Origin of the sequence: Pedobacter hiemivivus (genome assembly GCF_004331685.1) — a bacterium.
Classification (GTDB): Bacteria; Bacteroidota; Bacteroidia; order Sphingobacteriales; family Sphingobacteriaceae; genus Pedobacter; species Pedobacter hiemivivus.
In genome coordinates, this window is record NZ_SJSM01000001.1 from 297,119 (window position 1) to 314,839 (window position 17,721).

The window sequence follows — 17,721 nt, forward strand, 5'->3', positions numbered from 1 at the left end:
GTTCAGGTAGTAAAAGTTTAATTCATTACCATAACCCTCCTTCCTTCGATCTCAAAGTGAACGATTTTTGTCCTTTCCAGCATATCCAGTACATCACTGATATTTGATTTTCGTGAAATAGTTCCTGTAAATCCTTCTAACGTTGGTTTATCTTTATAAACCACTTCTATATCATACCAGCGCGCAATTTTCTGCATCACATCAACAATATTTTCATCGTTGAACCGGAAATACCCATTCTTCCAGGAAACAGCTTCTTCAATGTCAACTATCTGTACATTCAACTGTCCGGCGGTTAATTTAGACTGCTCTCCTGGCAGCAGTACCAGTTCATTATCCTTTCCAGTTACCTTTACACTCCCTTCCAGTAGGGTTGTTTTTATGTAACGGTTAGAAACATAACTATTGATATTGAAATGTGTACCCAATACTTCAACAGTCTGTCCCTCTGATTGTACGACAAAAGGATGCGACTTATCTTTAGCGACTTCAAAGTAGGCTTCTCCACGTAATTCCACTTTCCGATTTTTCCCTTTGAAAACGGAAGGGAATTTCAAACTACTTTCCGCATTGAGCATAACAGTAGTCCCATCCGGTAAAGTCACATTATAAATGCCACCGCGTGGTGTACTAGCGGTCATTTCCAGAGGCACATAGGATTCGACTGCTTCAGGTACAGCAACACGGGTACCGTCACTATAAGCCACTTTTCCGGCCGCTATAACTACTCCATTCTTTGCATCACTTAAATTGATGGTTTTACCACCTGCCAATGTTAGTATCGCAGTGTTTCTACCAGGTGGGATATCCTGCGCCAAAGAAATTTTATCCTTTATACCTCTGTTCTGAATTCTATAAAAATAAAATCCTGATCCCATCACCAATAAAATAGCGGCCACACTTGCGATACGAGGCCATAAACTGATTTTACGGGGTTCATTTAAATAAGCATTCAATGCTTGGAAACCCAAATCATGCTCCTCCTGTATCTCTACAGCACTTAATGTATTCCCCGTTTTATGTTTCAAATACCAACTTTCCACCAAATCCCTTTCCTCAGCACTTGCAGTTCCGTTATTGTATACTTCAATTATTTTTTCAGCTTGCTTAAATTCCATGTTCACGTTAAGCGAAATTTCACGCTATAATGATAAGACACGGCTAAGCAGGCTATAGACTAGACAGTATTTAAAAAAAGTTAAAATAATATAAACAGGATGTTGGCGCCTAGTTTAACACGTAAAATTTTCAAGGCATTATGCACCTGATTACGAACGGTATGCGGCGATAAATTAAGTGCCTCGGCAATTTCATTATGGCTCATCTCCAGCTTACGGCTCATTTCAAAAACAAGGCGCATTTGATCGGGTAAGGCGGCAATTTCCTTTTCAACAAGTAAGGCAAGCTCCTTTTCCCTCAGCTGATCTTCAATCACATTTTCGCCCTGATCTATAAATTCCTGTAATGAAGCAGCAAAATTATCCCTTACCTTTTTATTTCTATACTGGTTTAATACGCGATTTCGAACTGCAGCATAAAGATAGGAAGAAAGACTGGTCATATGAAGTTGCTCCCTGCTAGTCCAGAGGTAAACAAACAATTCCTGTATGATATCTCTTACTTCCTCTCTGTCCGGCAAGCGACGGTAGGCATGGCTATACAAAACGCCCTGATACCTTCTGTAAATCTCGGCAAGCGCAACCTTCTCACCTTTTTTTAACAAAGCAATAAGTTCCAAATCAGTATATGAACTATAAATGGCCATGAAGATTTCCCCTTTTGTAAAATTACTAAAAAATAATATCCTATTATTCATAAGGATAACAAAAAAGCAATTTTATTCCAATGGCAAACGAAAGCAATTATTAAGAATAATTCGCGATCTCGAATGGAAATAACAAAGGGGTATTTGTAAAAACAAATACCCCTTTGTTATATAAATACCTGCTTTATTTACTATGTATCCCCACATATGCCTGATTGGCATTTAGCAGAATCAAATCTGCATAGGCCTGCAAGAACAATTCTGATTGCCCTTCCTTTAGTGCCCTTACCAACAAATCTGCCAATTCAGACATTTCCATTCGTAACTTCACAGCTAATGGAATAAACACATAATCAGACGACCTTTTCGCCATCAAAGCACAGTTGTAATCCTGAGGGTACCGATCCAAAAAGTCCCTATAAAAAAGCTCATTGAACGAAAAAATCCATCCTGTTGAAGGATAAATATCCAGATCAAAAGAAACACCAGATGGTACAAAAACCATACTTTCGCCTTCATCTAACCACATTAAGCGGAAACTAATGGTACTTTGCAACTTTGCGTCGCGCTTATACTCATCCAGGCGATTGATACTTAAAAAATTTAAACTCATTTTTCAGAAATTAGTTGACTACTAGCAAAGTAGTCGCGGTATAGAATGTACACAAATTTGATCAGCATGATTGATAAATCCATACACAGTAGCTAATTTGGAAAAATCTTCCATTAAACACCTTTCAAACAGAATTAAATTCTTTAAAGTGTAACAAAGTATCTATCTGACAGAATTAAAGCTAACTACTTGACAATCTGAACAGAATAGATTTAATTTGCAAAAAACAAGCGTAAAAAACTATGGTTATATGACTACTACAACTTTGGATCAGACTGATCTACAACTTTTACGCCTCATTCAAAAAGATGCCTCGTTGACCAACAAACAACTTGGTTTAAAGCTACATAAAGCCGGAAATACCATTTTCAATCGAGTGGAGCGACTCAAAGAGATCGGCTATATTATTGGTACACTCACCATCATTAACCGAGAAAAACTGGGTGAAATGTTGACCTCCTTCACCTCGATTCAACTGAAAGACCATAGTACCCAGTCCTTAAAAAACTTTGAGCAGGAAGTAGTTAAATTTACCGAAGTAATGGAATGCTATCACATGACAGGAGATTTCGATTTTATCTTAAAAATCGTGGTTAGCAACATGCAGGCTTACAAGGAGTTTGTAGTAAATAGATTAGCCAACCTGCCAGATGTAGGGACTGTGCGTAGCCAGTTTGTGATTAATGAAGCTAAAAGAGAACTGGCCTATACTTTAGAAATGCCCCCATTCCATGCTAATGGACAGTAGATTATTAAGATTAATTCCCAATAAACAATAGTTTTGTCATAGTAATCTAATCTATCTATATTGGTTCATACATTAAATCATTATTTATGCGCTATAAAAAGACGATTACTTTTTCTCTAATATTAGGTACAGTTGTGATGCTAAGTGCTTTTATGCCGCAACAAGAACCTAAACAAGAACCTAAAGCGACAAACCTTAAAGTACTTCCAAAGAACATCAGTCATGATGACCTTGATAAAGTTATGGATGGCTTTAAACTTGCATTAGGTGTAAAATGTAATTACTGCCACTCTCCACGCAAAGACAACCCTAAAAAGCTTGACTTTGCAAGTGATGAAAATCCTAAAAAGGAAATTGCAAGGGATATGATGCGAATGACTAACAAGATCAACAAGAAATATTTCCACGAAAAAGACAAAGAAGGAAATTAATGAATATTTCTTGTGTAACTTGTCATAACGGAAAAGATGAACCGGTAACAATTAAAATTTAAAAAACGCGCTGCCATAGGGTTGTCAGTGGGCTGTGTTTTCTTTGTATTAGAAAATACATACACCCATAAAAAAATAAGATTATGACAACGACAACCACCACCGAAACTATGCCATTCGTTTCTACAGAAAATTTTTTAAATGAATGGCTAGGCCACCGTCGCCTTACCAGACGTGTAATTGAAGCCTTTCCTGAAGATAAATTATTTGATTACAGCATTGGCGGTATGCGTCCATTTGCTGAGATGATGAAGGAAATTATAGACATCGCAGGTCCTGGTATAAGAGGCATTGCAACCGACAATTGGGAAAACGCAAGTGGCTTTGATCAACATTCTTTAAACAAGGAAGACCGCACTAAGGAAGGCTTACTTAAATTATGGGATCAATCCACCGAAGTGATCATTGCATTTTGGCCAGAGATTTCTGAAGCCCGGTTTCAGGAAGTGGTTTTAGCTTTTGGTCAATATGAAGGGCCTGTTTATTCCACCATTTTATATTTCATCGACAACGAGATTCATCATCGTGCACAGGGTACTGTTTATTTACGCAGCTTAGGCATAGAGCCACCTGCATTTTGGAACAGAGACTAAATTTTATAGGCTCCAATTAGTTCAATCCGCTAAATTGGAGCCTATAATGATTATACTTCTACCATCGCCTTGATCACCCCATTTGCAGGATCAAGCCAACTTTGAAACTCGTCTTTTACTTCAGCAAACTGAACTTTATGTGTGATGTAAGTGGTTGGCTTTACCAAACCCGCTTTCATGGAAGCAATTACATGCTCAAAATCGGTTCTTGTTGCATTTCGACTGCTCATCAAAGTGGCTTCGCGTTTATGAAACTCAGGGTGACTAAAGGAAATGTTTTCTTTCTGCAAGCCAATCAATACAAAACGCGCACCGTGTGCCATATACTGAAAGGCATTATTAATCGCTTTTAAACTTCCTGTAGCATCTATGACTACTGTTGGCATATCACCGTCTGTAATTGCCTGCAATTGCTCTAAAACATCAGAAGCAAGGGCATTCACTACATAAGGTATATTCAACTTATCCTTGCAAAACTGTAAACGTGCATCGTTAATATCCAGCGCAATCACTTTAGCTCCGGCAATTCTGGAAAACTCCATAGTTCCTAAACCTATCGGTCCCGCTCCTATTACCAACACAAATTCATCCTTTTCAATAGCAGCTCTACGCACACCATGGGCTCCAATAGCCAGTGGCTCTACCAATGCCAGTTCATCAAAACTTAAGCCTTCACCATGGATCAGCGTATGTGAAGGAACCGAAAGGTATTCAGCCATTCCACCATCTACATGCACCCCGCAAACTTTAATATCCGTACAGCAGTTTGGCTTGCCTGATCTACAGGCAATACATACGCCACAGTTAAAATAAGGAATAAATGTAACGGTTTCTCCTTTTTCAAAGCCCTCAGCCCCATCAAACTCTTGTAATTCACCAGAAAGTTCGTGACCCAAGATTCTTGGGTAATTAAAAAAAGGTTGTGTACCTTCAAAAGCATGTAAATCCGTACCGCAGATACCGATGCGTTTAATTTTTATAATTGCGTTGCCGGCTGTTAATACAGGTTTTTCACTTGTAGTGTATTCAAATGTACCTGGTGTACTGCAAACGAGTGTCTTCATTTATATCTCTAAAATTATTTCTTCATGAGCTGTTTACCAACCCAGTTCACTAAATCTTGTCCAGCTTTAAAATTATCGTATTCAGCAGGCAATTTTCTTCCATCTACATACTCATTGTACAACCATGGATCGCCAATAACAAATACAGCACCTTTACCTAGTTTGGCCACAGCCATCATATTATTTCCATCCTTATCTTTAAGCACGGGTTTAGCCGGCGCCACTAGTTTTAACGTACTATACTCCTTTATGTACAATTGTTGCGAAGTTTTAAAAAGCTCATTGCCAGCAGGAACAATTGCCTTGCCCATTTCGAACTTATTGCCAACTACTCTGCCCTTGCTGTCTTTGTTGAATTGAACACCGAAGTTCTTAGCCAGCTGGTTAAAATGATCAAATTCTACATTTCCGGTATCGTTCCCCATCAATATCAAGATACCACCTGCTTTAACCCAGTCCGTAATATTCTTAATGTCATTGGCAGCAATAAAATTCGGCTTAGCTGTTTCTTTTTCCGTATCGGGATCTACGATGATGTATACTGAAGCCTTTTTAAGATTTGTAGCTGTAGGCGCATTGTACAAGGCTGAAGTTTTAAAACCTGCATTGTTAAATTGCTCTCCCCACATAGAAAAACCTCCGTTGGACATTTCTTCCCATTTGTAATGCCATGAAACCACATTACCGCTTTGATCTTTCTTCGTTTCATGATTAAAATACGAATCCAACATGACTGTTTTCCCTAAACCTGGTTTAGGCATAGCTGCAATCTCCATTTCGTTGATCGCCTTTAAAAAAGCGCCAACACCTTTTGGATCATTGGTGATTACTTTTTCGCTTAAATAATAAGCATAACTACCATCACGATAAGGTTTACCACCCAAACCAGATACAGTAACTGTACCTTTAAGGTTCACCATGTTCTCCGCACGTTGTTCAACAAATTCCTGTTGCATCCCTTTGTAACCTTTATCAGCCACTGCAAAGTACGATTGTGGTAAGTATTGCATTCTTACACCTTTAGCAATAGCATACACAAACATAGCGGAAGCTGAGGACTCAAAGTAATTACCTTTATCATTTGGACGGTCTAAAATATCGTACCATACACCCGTTTTATTGTTTTGTACACTTTTGATGGCAACAGCCAATCGGTTCAAAATATTAATCAATTCCTTTCTTTGCGGATGATCCTTAGGGAAATTATCCAATGCATCTACCAGTGCCATCGCATACCAGCCCATTGCTCTGGCCCAAATATGTGGCGATAAACCCGTTTTTGGATCGGCCCAACGCTCTACTTTTGATTCATCCCAGCCATGGTACAACAATCCAGTCTTTGCATCCCTGGCATTTTTCTCCATAAAGATGAATTGGTTCGCAATGTCATCAAAGGCCGCTTTATTATTAATTAATGCTGCATACTCCGCATAAAAAGGCTGTCCCATGTACAAGCCATCCAGCCACATCTGGTTAGGATATATTTTTTTGTGCCAGAAACCGCCTTCTTTTGTTCTCGGGTGTTTTTGCAATTGCTCCCATAGTGTAGTTGCTGCCTTAAAATATTTCTGTTGTCCGGTTACTTTATAAAGATCGAGTAAAACCGTACCGTTTTTTACGTTGTCAATGTTAAAATGATCCTGGCTATAAGTATCTATAACTCCTTCTGCAGAAATAAACTGATCCATTTTATCTTGAACGTATTTGAAGTATACCGCATTACCGGTTCTTCTCCAGATCTCGTTCATTCCATCTTGAACAACTCCATCATCATACGACCATTTTTTGGATCTTTCCTTCCATACTTCCATTACCGTAGCTGCCATCTGATCAGATAAAGGCTTAGCCTTTGTATTGGCATTTTGTGCATTAGCCTGTGGTGCCAACATGACAAAGGCTATTAAGCTAAATATAAGAGGTCTCATTTTCATACATGTGTGTTATAAATGGTTTCAATACAAGTCTACATAGTTTTAAACAGTGATTTTAGTAAAGTCTGCAAAATAAATACGCAATCGTTGCCAAAACCTTATTTTACTAAAATCACGATATCTTTCCTTCTCGATTCGGGGATTACTTTTAACAATTCTACCTTTCCATTCTTCCATACGGCCTCTACTGTGGTTTGATGAGGGGCATGCAATTTAAAATGGACATCCCATTCTTTAGGCCATGCCGGGAATAAGAAAATCTTTTCCTTATGGGTTTGCAATAGCATTTCCTGTAAACCAATCATTCCTGATCCGCCCCAGTTATGGTCGGGCACCCAATCAAATCCAGGTCCCCAAAATGCAGGAAACCTTCTGCCCGAATCTTTTAATTTTAACAGGGTGAATTCCGCGGCTTCTTTTACGAGCCCTAGCCTTGCTGCAAAAATATTATCCTGCTTCCAACCCACATGGCTCTTAAATTTCAGCACATCGGTATCGTATTTAAAAGTGTTGATAGCGGTATCCAATCCGGGTTTGCCAACTCCATAAATCCCCCATGGATAAACAGGGTATAATTGAGGACTTTCCGTATTATTTACTCGTTCCCATACTTTCGCCGGAGCAATCGTCGGATGTCCATCAAACTCCCTAAAGCTAATTGGTGGAATACGTTTTAACATTGCGGCCCATGTTTCCCTTTGTGCTTCAGAGCCACCTTTGAGCTCCAGTAAACGCCCCAATACGGTTTTCAATGCGGCAATGGTTGATGTGGCATTGTAAGCCATCTTATAGGTCTCTGCTGCAGATCCGGGGTACAAAACCAAATGGCCATTGCCATCCAGTGCTTTGCTACCCCTTTGTCTAGCCAAATAGCTGTAATGGGTATCAAAAAAATTAAGACAACTTTCTATAAATGGAAGGTATGGTTTTACATCTTTTCCCGCATAGCTTTCCGTCTCCAGCATCATCATACAAAACTCAAGTACAGTATCCCATTCGTATTCCAGCCAGGCATTGTATTCCATACCTTTATCATACCCTGCAGGTCTCTTCCAGCCATACTCAGCTGGATTTGGCAAGCCAAAGTTCTCTAATTGCTCCGTAAAACCAGCCCCTTTATGACCCCAATAAAATTCGCTTCGCAGCTCTGCATTGCGCAATAGATTAGTATAGAAATCAAATTGCGGCTTCATCATTTCGGCATCCCCACTTTTCAGCATTGGCCAGTATACCAATCGTTGGTTTTGTGCAGTATGTGTTCCTCCACCCCAGTTTCTAAAATCAGGTGTATATTTTAACGTTGAATCTATCAATCCTGGGTCGTAGGTAAACAGACCGCCGTTAAATTTAGTGGGATAAGTTCCAAAAGCATTACAGCCCAACATATAACGAAATAACTGATAGTTCTTTCCTGCTTGTGCAACTAAGGGCTGCTGTTGGCTACTCATTTCTATAAAGCTGCGTTCCCAGTAGCTCTTCCACCAGTTTTTAGTAGCTTCAAATGCTTGTTTATTTTTAATGGTTGCTGTCTTTCTTAATTCACTTTCCCAATTGTTGATATGCTGGGCTTCAGCGGTATGCAATGTGATCGTAATATTGATGGCATTTAAAGCCTTGGCATTTTTTAGTTTCCAGCCTTTAAAGGCTACTCCCGAATAACTGCCAGTATAAGTTCCCGAGGGCATCAAGCCATCTCCTTGCATTGAGCCTCCAAATACCAGGTGCTTTAGCGGATTAAACAACTTACCCTTAACACTGTCCATTCCTTGCTGCTTCACCGTAACATCAAAAACAGAAAAGTCTTTGTTCTGATGGAAAAACAGCAATCCATTATTTTTAAATGCAATGCTGTCTTTAAAGGTTTTCACCTCTCCTTGCGGTGCCCATTTATAAGAGTTTTGGTTGTTTTCTTTTCCTTTGGTCAAGCGATCTTCATTTCTCCAGCTTTCAAAACCCGCCTCAGCAAAAGTCTTCTGGTTACTTTTCAATTCAAGATGAACGATGGGTTTAAAAACATCAACCCAAATTTTTACTTCCGTCTGCAATCCTGCTTTTGTACCAGTCACTTTTACATAGCCTTCTTTTAAAACCAACTCTTGCTTAAAAGTACTGCCTGCGTCGAAAGGATTTGGGCTTAACTTCAATCTTACTCGTCCCATTTTTAACAAAGTATTGTTTTCGTCGAAGGTTCCGCTTCTGGAGATGTAAAAAAGTAGTTCTCCTTTTTCCACCCAGATATTCATCCCAATATCACCGCCGCCGCAAGGCATAGAACCAGCAGCGTTTTCACTCTGACTGTTCCATACCAGATTAGCCTCAACTTGCTTATTTTGTGCTTGCGCAGTCCATAAACAGCTGGATAATATTATCCAAATAAAAAGAAGTTTACTTTTCCCAGTCATCCGTTCTAAATGAGGAAACTGGTAAACCTTCATTTCCATACAAATCGCCAATTACAAAATCTTTAAAAGCATAACGCACCGCTACCGGAGCTTTAACAGCGTCAGATGAAACCGTTACGCTGCTTCCCGAAAGCACTGCCTTTGCCGGATAAAACACCTTATCCTCCCCAGCAATTTCAAACTCCGACAAAGGCTTTCCAAATGAGGTAAGTCCATTTGATGCATTCTGAAATTTTAGGATTGCCGAACCATCTATAACAGTCATAGATTCATAATCAGGACTGGCATAACTAAAACCTTTAACGCCATAAGTATTGCCCAATGCCAGGTAAGCTAATCGTACTCCTCCCTTTTCTTTATCTGCCGGATGAATATTACGTTCTTCACCAATGTCCATTAGCACTGCCATCCCCGAATTGGATATTTTGGAAATGGATTTCCGTTGTACATCTCTGATAAATGCTGAGTTAAATTCCTTACCCATCTGAGTTGCCGGGTCTTTTACATATTTAAAAGGTGCAATTTGTGCATAGTAAAATGGAAACTCGCCCATTCCCCATACATTTCGCCATTCCTTAACCATTGCAGGAAATAAATCTCCATATCTATCCGGTCGGGTCTGATTAGATTCTCCCTGGTACCAAATCGCCCCACGGATACCGTAACCAATAGCAGGATACAACATTCCATTGTATAGCGTAGTTGGTGTGCGACTTACCTCTTTAATCGCATCTCCTTTTGATGGAATTTTAACTTCAGGAAAAGACTTTAACAATTCGGGTGACATCCATGCTTCTATTGTTGAACCGCCATAACTATCGTTAATCAGTCCAACTGGAACGTTAAGCATTTCACTCAATAATTTACCAAAATAATAAGCGGTAGCACTAAAGTTAGACACAGCTTCTGGTCCAGCAAGCTTCCAGTCGGACGGTTTACTATTGTCTTGCCTTTCCGTTATAGATGATCTTGGCACAGTATACAATCGAATCTGAGAATTGGAAGATTTTAAAATGGCTTCATTTGATCCTAAAATAGGCTGACTTTTAAACCCTTTCATCGGCATCTCCATATTCGATTGTCCGCCGCAAAACCAAACCTCACCAATCAAAATATCTTTTAAGGTAAGCGCAATACCATCACTTATACTTATTTCATAAGGGCCACCTGCTTTTGGAGTCGCTATTTTCAGCTTCCATTTGCCGTTGGCATCCGCTTTTATTGTATATTTCTTTTTATCCCATGATGGAATTAAAGTAACACCACTACCTGCATTAGCCCAACCCCATATCGCAACATCAGCTTTCTGCTGAAGTACCATGTGGTCCGTAAAAATAGAGGCCGGTTTTATGGCTGCAAAAGATGAACCTACAAAAAAGGCAAGGAACAAAACCGTTGTTCCTGATCTTGAAATAATGGTTTTAAGCTTCTTCATATATTTTTTGAATTGATTTTTCTAGTTCTTCTTCTTTTAGCGCCTGTCTTCTCCAGTAATTAGCTAGGATTGACCCGGAAATGTTCATCCATGGACTAAATACGGCTGCCGCAAGTCCAACGGTTCCCAATTTACCCATGGAACCTGCTAAACCTGAAGCCATACCTCCATTCTGCAAACCTACTTCGAAGGCGACGGTCCTTGATGATCTCTTATCCAGACCAAATATCCGGCTTAACAAATAACCAAAAAGGTAACCAGCTCCATTATGGATCACAGATGCAAGAAACAAAATAAAACCGACTTTTAACAGGTTATCTCTACCGGCTGCAGTTGTAACTGTTGTAAAATAAACGATACCGAACATAGAAATATAAGGCATCAGCTGATCCAGATTATTAAATTTCAATGTAAATAAGTGATAAATCAATCCTACAAGAAATGCGCCTGCAAAAAAGCTCAGGATCTCAACAGATTCCATACACTCAGTAGAAAAGACACGTTCAAGCCCGCTCCACATTCCCAAAGGTAAAGTCAGCAACCAAAGCACACATACCGCAGCAATCAGTTTAATCCGCTTCCAACCTTTTGGCGTTGCCCGTTTCAAATAATCATGAACCAGTGCCGCACCGATAGGAACGATCACAATCTTAATGATCTCCATCATCATATTGAAGAATTTAATCTCAATCAGCGTACCCGCCAGTAATTTCATCAGCAACGGCGTCAGAAATGGCGCGATCAGCGTGGCCATTGCGGTAACAGCAACCGATAATACGAGATTTGCACGAGCAATATAAACCATCACATTAGAGGCTAAGCCACTAGAACAGGAACCGATTAAGATGATTCCCGCTGCAATTTCAGTTTCAAAATGAAACACACGTGTCAACATATACCCCATTAATGGCATAATGGTAAAATGACACAACAAGCCAATTACCACCCCTTTTCCTGTGCTACCCAAGCCAGTAAAATCGCGAAGGCTCATGTGTATTCCCATACCAAACATCACCATTTGTACCACCACGAGGATGAGCCATTTGTTACGGAGGTCAAACTCGCCCCATTTCAGAAAAGCAGCAGGATAAATCATTCCTGCAACTACAGCAGTAATGATCCAGGCGGTATACTGGTAATTTTTTAAGGTTTCCAGCGCGCCAATTCCTATAGCGACTGTTACTGCCATCACGACTGCAGCGGGTTGCCATAGTGCAGGATCTGATCTAAAAAGACCAACCAACAGCACTACGAATGCAATCAGCGCAAACAGCAGGCATAATCTGCGAAAATTATACATGATGTCCTATTTAAATAAACCTGCAATGTGTTGAATGGCAAGAGCCGGACTTGCAAGTATTGGAATACGTTTTTCCGCATCAGGCAATCCATCAACCACGCGCGACATAGAAGCTTGTGCAAGTACAATTACATCAACTTTTGCAGAAAGTTCGATCAATGCTTTAGCCACCATTTCATCATGCTTTTCAGGCTGTCCGCCCATTAAAGCTTCAAATGCGCCTTCACATAATATAGACGTTAACTCTATTTCTTTACCTGCAATTGCTGCACGGCGTTTAACAAGGTCACTTGTTGGGCCAAGTGTAGTAGGCAATGTTGCGATCACTCCAATTCTTTTACCTGTTTTCACGGCAAGATCGGCCATAGGTTGATCTACTCTTAAAACTGGAACACTAGTTAAACCAGCAGCGGCTTCGATGGCTGCACCTATAGAAGAGCAAGTAACCAGAATAAAATCTGCCCCGGCAGCTTCTGCTGAGGCGACATGATCTACTACCCTTCTGGAAGTTAATTTTGTCAGTTCATTGCGACTAATGACATCTTTAATCAGACTATCATCTACTATATTAAATACATTTACGCCAGGTAGATAATCACTGCAAAGTTTCTGAAAAACAGGAACCAACGTAGCTGAGGTATGAACAAGTCCGAGTGTTTTAGTTTTCATATTTTAGGTTATATTAGGTTAATGTTAAAAAATCTTCTTTTCCGACCTGTCCCCCTTTAAAGACTAGCTGTAAGTGGTCAACAGCAGATCCGGGGGCATAAGCAAGGCACAAAGGCGCTCCGGGCGAGAGTGGGGCAATCATCTCAACGGCTTCTATCCCCATTGCCCTGGCCGCATAACTTGAAGTATCCCCACCGGCAATAATGATTCTTTTAAGCTCAGTTTTTTCTGCCGTTAACCTTGCAATCTGACCAAGCAGCTGACCATACAATTGTGCTGTGGCAGTCTTACCAAAGCCTTTCTCTTTAAATATTTTATCAGTATCGCCCACACGGGGATCATCATTACCCAGACTAGTATGAACCAAAGGTTTTTTCCCTTCATTGATTAATCCGATAGCTTTCTGCGCATACTTTTCAGCTGCAGCCTTGATAAAGCCTGTTTCCATAAAAAGATCAGCCTCAGTCGCCTGGCTTGCTAACGTTACTGTATCAATCGGCAATTCTGTAAAACCATGATTCAAGGCGTAACGGATCTGTTCGGAAGTTACCGAAGAACAACTTCCTGAGACAACCAATATAGGCCCATCGGCTTTAATAAGTTTCCATTCTTTCTGTTCCTGTAATACCCCCCTCTCCTGCCAGTGATTTCCCAGAGCCATTTCTATAGCTGACGATCCTGCAGAGAAAACAATTTGTTCATCGCCCGCTTGTCCGTCTATCAGCTGTCCGACACTTTTAAGATCTTCTTCTATGAGCGCATCAAATAATACGATTTCATATGTCGAAAAATCCGGATTGAAAGCCTGTTCCTGGTATTTATGGAGCTCAAGAATGTTAAACAACCCTATATTTTTATCTGTTTGTTTGCCAAGATGTAAACGAATATCGCTTTCATCGGCCGGCGTTGTTGGATGATTTCGCATAGAGGGATGCCTATCCAGACGATAAATTTCCCCTTCAGTTCCTATGCCCATGCGGGCGAAAAGGTTGCCAAATAAGCCATACCGTCCCAGATGTGGTGCTGCTGCCAGCAATGGAACAACCGCCGTTTTAAATACAGATGCACCAATATCAATTGCCTTACCAATGCTACCAATAGCTGGCGATGAATCGAAGGTTGAGCAAACTTTATAGTGCACGTGACGCGGGTTGAGTTTCTGCAATGCGGTAAAAGCAGGCCTTAGCACTACTTCCATTTCAACTGGCGAAAGTGTACGACTCTTACCTGCTACACCAATAGCTTGCAATCCTGGGTAACGCGATAGTTGCGCTGTGGAGGGGGCTTCAATAAACAAGACTGTTTTGATACCAGCTCTACTTAAAAATTCCAGTGCATCCGTTGATCCGGTAAAATCATCCCCGTAAAAAGCAATAAGTAAGCGGTTATTTTCCATGTTTCCCTTACGGTTATTTTTTACCAAATACAGATACGGAATGACCAAACTCCAGGTATTTTGACGCAGCTTCGGCTACAGACAAACCATCAACTGCTGCCTGCCAGGCTTGTTGCAAGGCAACGACTCCACCAGCTGGTCCATCAGGATGAGCCATAATACCGCCGCCAGCCATATACAGCAAATCGACAGTTTTAGTGCGTCGATAAGTTTCAGGTGCCTGGCCTCCCCATTGTCCGGAAGACACCACCGGCAATACCGAATAGCCACCTAACAAGGGCGTCAGACAAGCTTCAATAGATTTAACTACTGAATCATCTGATTCCCAGAACTTATTCTGAATCCCATTGACATGAATCTGATCTACACCTGCCAATCTCCATAATTTCTGGTAAGCCGGAAATTCGATCCCCAGTAAAGGATGACGATTGAGCATGCCCCAGCCATTGCGGTGACCATGTATCGCTAGTTCTCCCATATCTCCTATTTTCTTTACGCCAGACAGCCCCACACTATTCAGGCTAATCATTACAGAAGTTCCTCCAGATTGGAGTACCTTTTCATAATTGCGCTGCATCCGGTCGATATCATCACTGATATTAAAGGCATACATCACCTTTTTACCAGTTTGATCCGCATGTCTATTGATCACATCCATTACCGCATCCACACGCATATCGAATGGAGAATTGGCAGAAGAGCCTAATAATTCATCATCCTTCACAAAGTCAATACCAGCCTTTGCCAATGTGTTAACCAGCTCAGCTGTTTGTTCGGGTGTCATACCGATACTCGGCTTAATGATCGTACCAATCAATGGTCTACCATAAACTCCTGTCAGCTTCCTACACCCCTCAATGCCAAACTTTGGTCCTTTATAAGCATTGGCATAAGAGGCCGGCAGTTCTAGATCCATAAGTTTTAGACCGGTAAACTGGGTTAGTTCGTAAAGATTCCCCTGTAAAGTTGATACCAAAACAGGCAGGTTATAACCAAAATTCTCTACGGACCAGGATACCTCTATCATGGCTCGCTGGTATTTTCCTCCCGAGGAAAGCACACCCGGAATAGCAGGGCTATCTGCCACATCCATAAGAGTGATATTTTCTACTCTAGCGGCGAAACGTTGTTTCAATTCCTCGGTCTCACCAGGAACGGCAATAAAAGTTCCCGACGACTGCTCTCCGGCCAATACCTGAGCTGATTTTTCAAGATCAAGTGGTGTTTCTATATAATATTTTGCAGTTACTCTTTCCATTTCTCTTGTTCTTATCTACTTACGGGTAACCAAACTGACATTTCCGAACGCCCACGGTTGCCCCAGGCGAAGTAAGGCACCAACCTAATCGGCGTAGTGGTATTTGATTCATTGAGTGGACGATATAACACATTTTTCCAGTCTTTATTCTCAATAAGCTGCGCATTACCTTCCAGACTCATCATGTTTGCTCCATCAATTTGAATAGGGCTGGCCTTTAAATCAATTTTAGCTGGTATAAAGACATTAAAGATTCTTTTACCAGGCAAATCCTGAGATTCCAGGCAATAAACTACAGGTCCCCTTTTAACTGCTACCTGGTTCCTTGTTTCTTCCACAAGCGGATTTGACTCTACCAATTGCGCTTCCATAGGCAATACCAGTTCTACCTGATCACCGGCTTTCCATCTACGGTTCAATTCCGCATAAGTCCCTGGTGTTAATACCAGGTTTTCAGTTTGTCCATTTACCTTTAAAGTCGCATTAGATGTCCAGCCCGGAATACGGAAAAACATGGAATAAGGCTTATTACCAGTTGCTTTAACACTAATCTTGATGTTGCCATCCCATGGGTAATTAGTTTCCTGAACAAGGCTAACTTTCGATCCATCACTTAAGCTGGTCTGAATGGTATTACCACCATAAAGATTGAACCACAAACCTTTATCAGAAATACTATAGGCATAATCACTAACCTCTGCAATGGTACGGACTACATTTGGCGGGCAACAATTTGACAAACCAATGTAAGGCACTCGCTCTTTTGACCAACGTTGTTTAAAAGGCAGATCATCAGAGTAGCTTAAAGGATTGGTGTATAAAAATTTCTTACCGTCCAGACTAATACCTGAAAGTACACTATTGTGTAAAGCCAGCTCCATTACATCAGCATATTTTGCATCACCACTGATTTGCAGCATTCTCCAGTTCCATAATACATTACCAATATTGGCACAAGTTTCATTATGAGCCGTGAAGTTTGGCAACTGATAATCCCTACCGAAAGCCTGGTGGATCTTTTGAACCTCGGCGGGGTTGTAGGATGTCCCATCTGGAGAAGTACCATCATATAAAGAGCCACAGCCTCCTGTGATGTACATCTTGTGCTGGTTTACATCATCCCACATCAAATTCAAGGTATGCATCAGGGAATCGTTACCAGTTTCCGCATATAAATCAGCTACACCGGCGTAGAGATAATTTGCTCTTACCGCATGTCCCATTGCTTTAGTTTGTTGTAAAAAAGGTATCCGATCTTGATTGTCATCTGTACCATCTTCAATTTTACCTTTAATGGCAATCAGGTGTTTAGCCAATTCCAGATATCGTGGTTCTTTAGTAGTTCGGTACATTTCAATTACCCCCATGTAATGAGAGGGACAGATGGCATTTCTGGCCAATGCTGGGGATGCCTTTTGGTAAAAATTGTACAGATATTCTGTTGCTTTTTTAGCGACTTCCAATAAATTGGTTTTCCCCGTGGCTCGATAATGCACGCAAGCAGCAGTCATTAAATGGCCAATATTGTAAGCTTCAAAACTCAACCTATCCTGAAACTGATTGTTTGAGCCCGTTTTACGCTGTTCAATCATTGCCTTTGTGTAGATATAGCCATCTTCCCGCTGTGATTTTGCAATTACGGCAATGGCCTTATCCATCTTAGCTTCCAATTTCTTATCATGAGTTGAAGCATACATACTAGCCATGGCTTCTAGTGTTTTATAGTAATCACCATCATGAAAAGAAGGACCTTTATGTGACCCGGTATCCAGTCCGGCAGCAATTTCAAAATTCTTAAAAGCATGACTGATGTGCTCATCGTTATAGATGTCCCACATATTTGGCACCATAGTTTCCCTGGCTACCTTAAATCGGTCAGCCCAGAAACCTTTTGTCCAATTCACATCCTTCATATTCGGACTGTGCAGTTTAGCGTGACTACTTTGTTTTGTGTTAACCAGGCTTTTGTCCTGTGCATAACTCATCTGTACCGAAAAAAGCAACGCAGAGATGATAAATATCCTTTTCATGGTTTATATTTTGGTTTTTATGATTC

At 40.7% G+C, this 17,721-nt stretch carries 15 protein-coding genes; 3 read left to right on the forward strand and 12 right to left on the reverse strand.

Annotated features, from left to right (window positions below):
* Positions 1 to 17: 17 nt before the first annotated feature.
* From EZ444_RS01185 to EZ444_RS01195, 3 genes are all read right to left on the reverse strand, one after another.
* A complete protein-coding gene (locus tag EZ444_RS01185) occupies positions 18 to 1,118 on the reverse strand; it encodes a FecR family protein (RefSeq protein ID WP_131606406.1) in 1,101 nt (366 codons plus the stop codon).
* Positions 1,119 to 1,198: 80 nt separating this feature from the next.
* On the reverse strand, positions 1,199 to 1,765 hold the full coding sequence (locus EZ444_RS01190) for an RNA polymerase sigma factor (RefSeq protein WP_131606408.1): 567 nt from the start codon (positions 1,763 to 1,765) through the stop codon (positions 1,199 to 1,201).
* Between the two features lie 184 nt (positions 1,766 to 1,949).
* Positions 1,950 to 2,378 carry a hypothetical protein gene (locus EZ444_RS01195; RefSeq protein WP_131606410.1) on the reverse strand — a complete coding sequence of 143 codons (429 nt, stop codon included), beginning with the start codon at positions 2,376 to 2,378 and terminating at the stop codon, positions 1,950 to 1,952.
* Between the two features lie 250 nt (positions 2,379 to 2,628).
* Between EZ444_RS01195 and EZ444_RS01200 the strand changes: the two genes are divergently transcribed.
* From EZ444_RS01200 to EZ444_RS01210, 3 genes are all read left to right on the forward strand, one after another.
* Positions 2,629 to 3,126, forward strand: a complete 498-nt coding sequence (locus EZ444_RS01200) for an Lrp/AsnC family transcriptional regulator (protein WP_131606412.1) — start codon at positions 2,629 to 2,631, stop codon at positions 3,124 to 3,126.
* An 86-nt stretch (positions 3,127 to 3,212) separates the two neighbouring features.
* Positions 3,213 to 3,557 carry a c-type cytochrome gene (locus tag EZ444_RS01205; RefSeq protein ID WP_225874592.1) on the forward strand — a complete coding sequence of 115 codons (345 nt, stop codon included), beginning with the start codon at positions 3,213 to 3,215 and terminating at the stop codon, positions 3,555 to 3,557.
* A 143-nt stretch (positions 3,558 to 3,700) separates the two neighbouring features.
* Entirely contained in the window at positions 3,701 to 4,210 is a 510-nt protein-coding gene (locus tag EZ444_RS01210) for a DinB family protein (RefSeq protein WP_131606414.1), read from the forward strand.
* Positions 4,211 to 4,260: 50 nt separating this feature from the next.
* Here EZ444_RS01210 and EZ444_RS01215 read toward each other — a convergent pair whose 3' ends face one another.
* The 9 genes from EZ444_RS01215 to EZ444_RS01255 form a co-directional block, all read right to left on the reverse strand.
* A complete protein-coding gene (locus tag EZ444_RS01215; protein ID WP_131606416.1) occupies positions 4,261 to 5,274 on the reverse strand; it encodes a zinc-binding alcohol dehydrogenase family protein in 1,014 nt (337 codons plus the stop codon).
* A gap of 14 nt (positions 5,275 to 5,288) precedes the next feature.
* Positions 5,289 to 7,205, reverse strand: a complete 1,917-nt coding sequence (locus EZ444_RS01220; RefSeq protein WP_205945185.1) for a glycoside hydrolase family 88/105 protein — start codon at positions 7,203 to 7,205, stop codon at positions 5,289 to 5,291.
* A 98-nt stretch (positions 7,206 to 7,303) separates the two neighbouring features.
* Positions 7,304 to 9,646, reverse strand: coding sequence for a DUF5703 domain-containing protein (locus EZ444_RS01225; protein ID WP_225874593.1), 2,343 nt, complete (start codon positions 9,644 to 9,646; stop codon positions 7,304 to 7,306).
* Positions 9,591 to 11,042: a sialate O-acetylesterase gene (locus EZ444_RS01230; protein ID WP_131606420.1), complete on the reverse strand. Its 1,452-nt coding sequence runs from the start codon at positions 11,040 to 11,042 to the stop codon at positions 9,591 to 9,593. Before EZ444_RS01230 ends, EZ444_RS01225 begins: the two co-directional genes overlap by 56 nt.
* Positions 11,029 to 12,342: a bile acid:sodium symporter family protein gene (locus EZ444_RS01235; protein WP_131606422.1), complete on the reverse strand. Its 1,314-nt coding sequence runs from the start codon at positions 12,340 to 12,342 to the stop codon at positions 11,029 to 11,031. The genes EZ444_RS01230 and EZ444_RS01235 overlap by 14 nt, the downstream gene beginning before the upstream one ends.
* A 6-nt stretch (positions 12,343 to 12,348) precedes the next feature.
* Positions 12,349 to 13,011: an aspartate/glutamate racemase family protein gene (locus tag EZ444_RS01240; protein WP_131606424.1), complete on the reverse strand. Its 663-nt coding sequence runs from the start codon at positions 13,009 to 13,011 to the stop codon at positions 12,349 to 12,351.
* Positions 13,012 to 13,024: 13 nt separating this feature from the next.
* On the reverse strand, positions 13,025 to 14,407 hold the full coding sequence (locus EZ444_RS01245) for a four-carbon acid sugar kinase family protein (RefSeq protein WP_131606426.1): 1,383 nt from the start codon (positions 14,405 to 14,407) through the stop codon (positions 13,025 to 13,027).
* Positions 14,408 to 14,420: 13 nt separating this feature from the next.
* A complete protein-coding gene (locus tag EZ444_RS01250) occupies positions 14,421 to 15,665 on the reverse strand; it encodes a ribulose-bisphosphate carboxylase large subunit family protein (RefSeq protein WP_131606428.1) in 1,245 nt (414 codons plus the stop codon).
* Between the two features lie 11 nt (positions 15,666 to 15,676).
* Entirely contained in the window at positions 15,677 to 17,695 is a 2,019-nt protein-coding gene (locus EZ444_RS01255) for an aceric acid hydrolase (RefSeq protein ID WP_131606430.1), read from the reverse strand.
* Positions 17,696 to 17,721 lie beyond the last annotated feature (26 nt).

What these genes read in the sequence shown, in the direction of transcription:
- EZ444_RS01185 (WP_131606406.1), bottom strand. Translation starts at nt 1,118, where the DNA reads ATGGAATTTAAGCAAGCTGAAAAAATAATTGAAGTATACAATAACGGA.
- EZ444_RS01190 (WP_131606408.1), bottom strand. Translation starts at nt 1,765, where the DNA reads ATGGCCATTTATAGTTCATATACTGATTTGGAACTTATTGCTTTGTTA.
- EZ444_RS01195 (WP_131606410.1), bottom strand. Translation starts at nt 2,378, where the DNA reads ATGAGTTTAAATTTTTTAAGTATCAATCGCCTGGATGAGTATAAGCGC.
- EZ444_RS01200 (WP_131606412.1), top strand. Translation starts at nt 2,629, where the DNA reads ATGACTACTACAACTTTGGATCAGACTGATCTACAACTTTTACGCCTC.
- EZ444_RS01205 (WP_225874592.1), top strand. Translation starts at nt 3,213, where the DNA reads ATGCGCTATAAAAAGACGATTACTTTTTCTCTAATATTAGGTACAGTT.
- EZ444_RS01210 (WP_131606414.1), top strand. Translation starts at nt 3,701, where the DNA reads ATGACAACGACAACCACCACCGAAACTATGCCATTCGTTTCTACAGAA.
- EZ444_RS01215 (WP_131606416.1), bottom strand. Translation starts at nt 5,274, where the DNA reads ATGAAGACACTCGTTTGCAGTACACCAGGTACATTTGAATACACTACA.
- EZ444_RS01220 (WP_205945185.1), bottom strand. Translation starts at nt 7,205, where the DNA reads ATGAAAATGAGACCTCTTATATTTAGCTTAATAGCCTTTGTCATGTTG.
- EZ444_RS01225 (WP_225874593.1), bottom strand. Translation starts at nt 9,646, where the DNA reads ATGGAAATGAAGGTTTACCAGTTTCCTCATTTAGAACGGATGACTGGG.
- EZ444_RS01230 (WP_131606420.1), bottom strand. Translation starts at nt 11,042, where the DNA reads ATGAAGAAGCTTAAAACCATTATTTCAAGATCAGGAACAACGGTTTTG.
- EZ444_RS01235 (WP_131606422.1), bottom strand. Translation starts at nt 12,342, where the DNA reads ATGTATAATTTTCGCAGATTATGCCTGCTGTTTGCGCTGATTGCATTC.
- EZ444_RS01240 (WP_131606424.1), bottom strand. Translation starts at nt 13,011, where the DNA reads ATGAAAACTAAAACACTCGGACTTGTTCATACCTCAGCTACGTTGGTT.
- EZ444_RS01245 (WP_131606426.1), bottom strand. Translation starts at nt 14,407, where the DNA reads ATGGAAAATAACCGCTTACTTATTGCTTTTTACGGGGATGATTTTACC.
- EZ444_RS01250 (WP_131606428.1), bottom strand. Translation starts at nt 15,665, where the DNA reads ATGGAAAGAGTAACTGCAAAATATTATATAGAAACACCACTTGATCTT.
- EZ444_RS01255 (WP_131606430.1), bottom strand. Translation starts at nt 17,695, where the DNA reads ATGAAAAGGATATTTATCATCTCTGCGTTGCTTTTTTCGGTACAGATG.